Raw genomic sequence first — 6,191 nt, forward strand, 5'->3', positions numbered from 1 at the left:
TACTTCCCGAAAGGCACAGACCTCAGCATCCATAGCGCCGACGAGATATCCGCTGTGGCAGCGGCCCTCAATGCCCGACCGAGAAAGACACTAGGCTGGAAAACGCCAGCGGAGGCGCTTGACGAACTGCTGTCATGAGTGAAAATAATTGGTGTTGCGACGACCGATTGAATCCCCCCTGGCTGCCCTGGTCGGAGTGATGCAACAGCGCATCCGGCTTGCCGCGCCGCCAGACGGCCATCAACAATGCGTCCGTCACGAGCTGTGCCGTCATGGCGGCACTCATCGACCAGCCCACCACGCGGCGTGAGAACAGGTCGATCACCGCTGCGACATAGAGCCAGCCTTCGGCCGTCCAGAGATAGGTGAAGTCGGCGATCCACTTCTGGTTCGGCCGCTCGGCGGCGAACTGCCGGTCAAGGAGGTTCGCCGGTACGGTCTCGAGCTGTCGATCGCCGCTGTCCTTCGGCAAGCGCCGACGTCGCGGCCGCGCCCGCAAGCCTTGCAGGCGCATCAGCCGCTCAATCCGGTGCAGGCCGCAATCCGCCCCATCGGCGAGCAGGTCACGCCACACCCGGCGTGCGCCATAGGTGCGGTCGCTGGCGGCGAAGCTGGCCTTGACCTTGCCGCCGAGTTCCTCGTCGCTGCGGGATCTGGCGCTGGGAGAGCGGTTCAGCCAGGCATGGAAGCCCGACCGCGACACTCCCAGCGCATCGCATAGCCATGCCACCGGCCAGATCGTCCGGTGCTTCGCGACGAAGGCGAACTTCATGTCGCTTCCTTCGCGAAGTAGGCTGCGGCCTTTTTTAGGATATCCCGCTCGGCCTTCAGCTTGGCGACCTCACGGCGCAGCCGCTCGATCTCCTGCTGCTCCGGCTTCATCTGCCCGTGGCCGGGAAAGGCTTGCGCCGAGTCGGAGCCCAACTCCTTCACCCATTTGCGCAGTACGTTCTCATGAACATCCAGGTCACGGCCGGCTTGCGCCACCGACACCCCACGTTCCCGCACCAGCTTGACCGCCTCGACCTTGAACTCGCGGCTGAACTTCCGTCTTTTCATCGCCACCTCCGGCTTCATGAAACACCTAATCTTGGTGTCCATCAAACCGGCAGCATCTCAGTTGGCCTAACCCTGATTGTGAGCCCGCTCAAAGAGAGCCCCGCCGAAGGCGGGGCTAGGTGCGTGAGGACTACTTGTGGGCCGGAGAGGCCGGAGCATTGTTCTGGTTGGTTTGTCCGGTCCGCGTATTCTGGTTGGTGCTAGGCTGACCGGTGGATGGATTATTACTTTGCGCTGGAGCCCGACCCGTTGTCTGGGTCGGTGGCTGTTGCGTGCCAGCCTGACCCGAATAGGTCGATTGGTTATGTTGAGGCTCGCCGCTTGTGGACGGCTGGTTCTGCAAAGCCTGGCCGGTGGTCTGGTTTTGCTGCGCCGGCGCATTGCTCTGGCCGGTCGTGTTCTGCTGAGACGACTGGCCGTTCTGACCCTGTCCGACAGTCGTCGACTGCTTGGCACTGATCTGGTCGGACACGCCAAGCGCCGCGACCGTACGGGTATCGATAGAGCCGGTGGTCTGAAAACCTTCCTGTCGTTGGAAGGTGATCAGTGCCGTGCGGGTATCGGGCCCGAGGACGCCGTCTGCTTCACCGGACAGCAGGCCACGTTGAATCAGGACTCGTTGGACGATTCGAATCTCGTCGGGACCGAGATCAAGCGCGGCAACGCTGCTGCCGCCACCGCTCGAACTGCCACGCTGCACGTAGTGGGCCCGCGGGCCGGCGGGAATGACGTCAACAATTCGGCGGCTTCGGTCGGTAACGACGATCTCGTCACCCACCACGAAAAAGCTGTCGTCGCGGTAGTCCGGATAGACGTCGATCAACGCAGGATAATCCGAGACCGAAACCACGGAGATGTTCCGCGGCACGACTACGCCGGCATTAACCCGGAAGTTAATCGAATTTTCGTTGACGCGCACGCGTTCTACATCGCGTGAGTTCAGCACCGACTGTTGCAGCCGCGTCTGTTGATGCGCGTTGACCTGCACGCGACCAGACATGCTCTGGGTGGCCTCGCCCTGCGTTTGCGCCTGAGCGTTGGTCTGTCCTTGCGCCTGAGCGTTTGTCTGTCCTTGCGTGTTGACGCCGGTAGTTGCGCCCTGTGCACTCTGGTCCTGAGCGTTGCCGTTGGTGTTCGCGCCGGTGGTTGTCGTGCTCGGATCCTGCGCGTTCTTGCCTTGTACATTTTTGTCTTGGGCGCCACTATTGCTGTTCGCGCGGGTCGTGGGCGTGTTCTGACCCCGAGCATTCTTGTCCTGGGCATTGTCCCTGGTATTAGCGTCCGTCGTCGAGCTCTTGTTCAATTCTTTCTGTTCTGCGCCTTGCGACTGATGCGTACGGTCGCGGTCACTGCGGCTCTCTCCGACAGTTTGGCCGTTCGGTCCGCTCTTGTCGCTTCCGGACTTGGACTGACGTGCATGGTCCTGATCACGATGACTCTGCCCGGCGGTCTGCTCCTTCCCTTGCTTCTCGTGCTCGGATTGCGACTGACGCGAATCGTCGCGCTCACGGCTTTGAACAGTTTGTTTGTCCCCCTTGTCGGCGGCTCGGCTGCTATCCTGCGTCGTAGAGGCCCCCCCGGCCTGGCCGCCATCGCGGCCCTGTCTCATTCCTTCGCTGTGGGACGCCCTACCTGTATCCTGCGACGTCGCACCGCCAGACCGGCCATATTCCGCAGCACCTTCGCGGGCCCCGCCGGCTCCGTTCATACCGCCGGCCCCTCCGCCCGCGCTCATTCTGCCACCGGCATTTTCACGAACGCTTTGCGCTGACGCCAGACTCATACCAGCGAGCAGCACTGCTGTGGTCAGCAGAAACTTGTTCTTCCTCGTATTCATATGATACTCCTCGGTTTGTTTCTTGGTTTGCTTCGATGCAATTGCGTCGCAACGCGACGGCCGCGATGTCGAGGGCAGAAGCCCCGGACATCGGCCCTCAGCGTTCTGCGCTGACTTCTCTCGCGGCTTCACCTACCAGTGATGGCCCGATGTCCGGCCAACTTCAACGACGGGCAAAAGTTGCAAACGCGCGCACCACCAAAAAGCTGGAAGCGCGCTCGCCAGCAATATGAGCCACGTACTGAGCCACGTACCTGAACTGGCGTTCATTTTGATGAACTCGCGTCCGCTGATGACGGCCGGCGTCACGGTCAGAAATCCTAAACGGCTGTTCCACGATTGCGCACTGCAGAAATCTTGCGAACGTAATCTAAAGGGCACTCACAAAGCCCATTCTGTTCCGCGCGGAAGAACAGGTGGCCAATTTGCCGTTCTGGAGATGCAAAAGCGGATTCCCGAATTTCCCTGCGCGGCCGGCCTGCGTGCGGGACTTGGCTTGCTGGCTATCCCCGGGCTTGGACCAGTCGTAGCTGCGGGATGGTTGGCTTCACGGCAGTTGGCGCTGCGGGCGGCGCCGCAACTGACGGCTTTGTTGGCGCGCTCACCCAAGCCGATGTGTCCGAGGAAGACGCGTCGCGCTATGCCGAATGCTGTCATCGTGGCGGAACGTTGGTATCGACGAGGGTAGCCGAGCAAGACCGCGCCCGCCTCGACACTCTTCTGCACGAGAATTCCGTGAACCTGCAGTAGCGAATTGCTGCCTGGTAAAAGACCGGCTGGAGCGGCTTCGATGCGGCAAGCCCCCCTCTCCCCGATGATTTGTCGTGAACGGGAGCTTTACGGCGCCGGCACAAAGGGACGGTAAGAAGGATACCCGACCCTTGGCTTGCGGGGCAGGCTCAGTGGCTTCCCACTGCGGCCCGCCGGGTTGAAATCAGATAAGTGAAATATGCAGCCAGCCCCGGCGAATGAAGCCTACCTTTGCTCTGCCGCGGTTCAATATTCAAATCACAATTGGTTAACGTGCATTCCATTTGGTGAGGGAGCTGGCAAATGGCGAGTCCTCAATTCTAAGCACAAGGCCGCAATTATCTTTACGGCCCGTCCCGAGGCAGCACTGTGCTCCCGATATCCAACCCTGTCTATGCAGCGGTGCAAGTTGCTAAATCGAAATTCGGCACTACACGCTGCGCTGCCGGCAACCATTGCTCGTAAGGCCGAATAAGATACCTGCACAAGTTTTAGATTGCATTTCAAGTCTGCCCTTTTTTGGAGCTAGCCCAGTTGCCATCAGTCATTGAATCCGTCGTGACTGGAGAATATGCGGGAGCTTAGACACCAGTTATTTGGAACACTGCGGTTCAAGTCCAGCGTCGACCCGCGCCCTGCGGCCGGCCTGGACAGCTCCGACCCGCTATCCGGGATGCTGCCCGAAAACTAGTGGCGCAGAGACTGCGCCAACGGAACACTTGGATGCCCTCACCGGCCACTCGAAGCCAGTCCCAGCTCCTTGCCCAGCAACGCAGGCTGAGAGAGACCGTTCCCAAGCCCATCCGTCTTTGCGGCGCCGCATCGTCGTTTGGAACGAGGCCAGATTTTGAGGTTTATGCTATAGTAAATTTTGCTCTATCAAAGCTTGGCTGCTGACGACGTGGTTCCGGCGAATGTCTATGGGAGAAGCCACTTTTCTGATTTCTGCATACGCTTGACGCTCCGGCCGAAGCAACTGCGGGTGACCGCAGAGGAAAGTGCCTATCTCATTCCGGAAGCGGCGCGGCTACAGTCTCGCTATTCAGGACCATCTCATTGAATCTGAACAGGCAGAACGATTGAATGAAGTACTCAGCGGATCTGACCTGCACCTCGTGAGCAATGCCGGCCACATGGTAACTTACTCCGATGGTGGCGGCTTTGCAGAGACGATCGATAATCCGAATATACGCTCTTCTGTAATGGGCCCGATGATGTCAAGCCTCCCGAGTGAACGTCACGCCGCCGAGCTCATGCTTCTGTTCGTGGTCGACGCCTGGCCGCCACATCATGCTGTCAGAGGGAGCGGTGAGCCTATCTAGATACGCGTGGTTCGTCGGACGACGGCCACTGGGCGTGTAACGGCTTCACCGCATCCACCATCCCGGCGACGGGACTTCGGGCACCGGGCTTCAGTTCATCCCGGTTGCGTTCTTGATCTCCTCCACGTCTTCTATGCTGCGATTGAGCCCGCTTCGGCCCATCGGTAGGTCGTGCCATCGACCCAGATCCGATGCAGGATCACTGCGAGCTTGCGTGCCAAGGCGACCTTTGCGCGCTTCGAGCCTCTCCGCTTGGCGACGTCCATCCCCCAGCGTTTGAGTTTTGAGAACCGCGTGATGCGCGATAGCAGAACGTTGGCGGCTTCGTACAAGGCCGTCCGCACCGTCTCATCGCCGGCCAGCGTGATTCCGCCAGTGACGTCCTTTTCTCCCGATTGATATTTCTTTGGCGTGAGCCCGAACAGCGCGCCTGCTGCCTTTGACTTTACAATGCGATGAGGATCATCAATCGCCGATTTGTAGGTGATGGCCACCAGGGGACCAACGCCTGGTACTGTCATAAGCCGGCTGCAGACTGCATCATCACGCACAATTGCCAGCACAGCCTTGTGTAGTTTTCCGTATTCTGCCTTCAGGGCCGATCGTGCCGAAAGCATCGCACCAGCAATGCGCTCCAATGTCGCCTGGCCTGCAACCAACTCTCGAATCCGCGCTTCGAAATTCCTTCGCGTCACCGGGCCAACCTTCAGACCGAAGCCGCGCAAAATCCCTCGGATACTTAATTCTACATCGATCAGCCGCCCGAGAAGCTGTTTGCGTGCGATCAGGAGTGCCCGGATCTCTTGCGCATCAACCGACTTTGCGTGTACCTGCCGAAACCATCCCATCCGGATCAACTGGGCGATCCCGCGGGCATCCTTGCGATCCGTCTTGACCGTCATTGCAGATAATGCGGCCTTCACGTGCCGCGTTTCCAGCAGAACTGTTTCAAATCCTGCACCTTTCAGGCCTGCATGCAGCCATTGCGACAGCGGCCCAGCCTCCAGCCCGATCCGCTTCACTGCAAAGCCGAGCGTCTCAAAAAACTCAACTAAGGCGTCGGGTTCGCTCGCGACCTTCGCTTCCTTCAGGATCTTACCCTGGGCGTCCACAACACACACGCTCGACAGTTCCAATGACACGTCGATTCCGGCATAATTCTCCACGGCTGTCCTCCGTCTCCAGATGCTTGGGGCCGACTCAAGTCGTGACCCCGTTTCATC

General features: G+C 59.7%; 2 protein-coding genes and 3 pseudogenes. 2 read left to right on the forward strand and 3 right to left on the reverse strand.

All coding sequences use genetic code 11. From position 1 onward, the window contains the following. A pseudogene (locus AC0L3X_RS46355) lies at nt 1-138 on the forward strand (IS30 family transposase); the annotation flags it as partial. 40 nt (nt 139-178) lie between these two features. On the opposite strand, the pseudogene AC0L3X_RS46360 reads toward AC0L3X_RS46355, so the two are convergent. Then, nucleotides 179-1,059: pseudogene (locus AC0L3X_RS46360) on the reverse strand (IS3 family transposase); the annotation flags it as partial. A gap of 130 nt (nt 1,060-1,189) precedes the next feature. Then, on the reverse strand, nt 1,190-2,896 hold the full coding sequence (locus tag AC0L3X_RS46365) for a peptidoglycan-binding protein (protein WP_354100734.1): 1,707 nt from the start codon (nt 2,894-2,896) through the stop codon (nt 1,190-1,192). Between the two features lie 469 nt (nt 2,897-3,365). Between AC0L3X_RS46365 and AC0L3X_RS46370 the strand changes: the two are divergent. Continuing rightward, nucleotides 3,366-3,761, forward strand: a pseudogene (locus AC0L3X_RS46370) (hypothetical protein); the annotation flags it as partial. A 1,338-nt stretch (nt 3,762-5,099) separates the two neighbouring features. Here AC0L3X_RS46370 and AC0L3X_RS46375 read toward each other — a convergent pair. Continuing rightward, entirely contained in the window at nt 5,100-6,134 is a 1,035-nt protein-coding gene (locus AC0L3X_RS46375; RefSeq protein ID WP_085398161.1) for an IS110 family RNA-guided transposase, read from the reverse strand. Between the last annotated feature and the right edge of the window lie 57 nt (nt 6,135-6,191).

Source organism: Bradyrhizobium sp. MI1.7 (assembly GCF_055811795.1).

Excerpts from the sequence above, each read along its gene's own strand:
- AC0L3X_RS46365 (WP_354100734.1), bottom strand. The coding sequence starts at position 2,896 with ATGAATACGAGGAAGAACAAGTTTCTGCTGACCACAGCAGTGCTGCTC.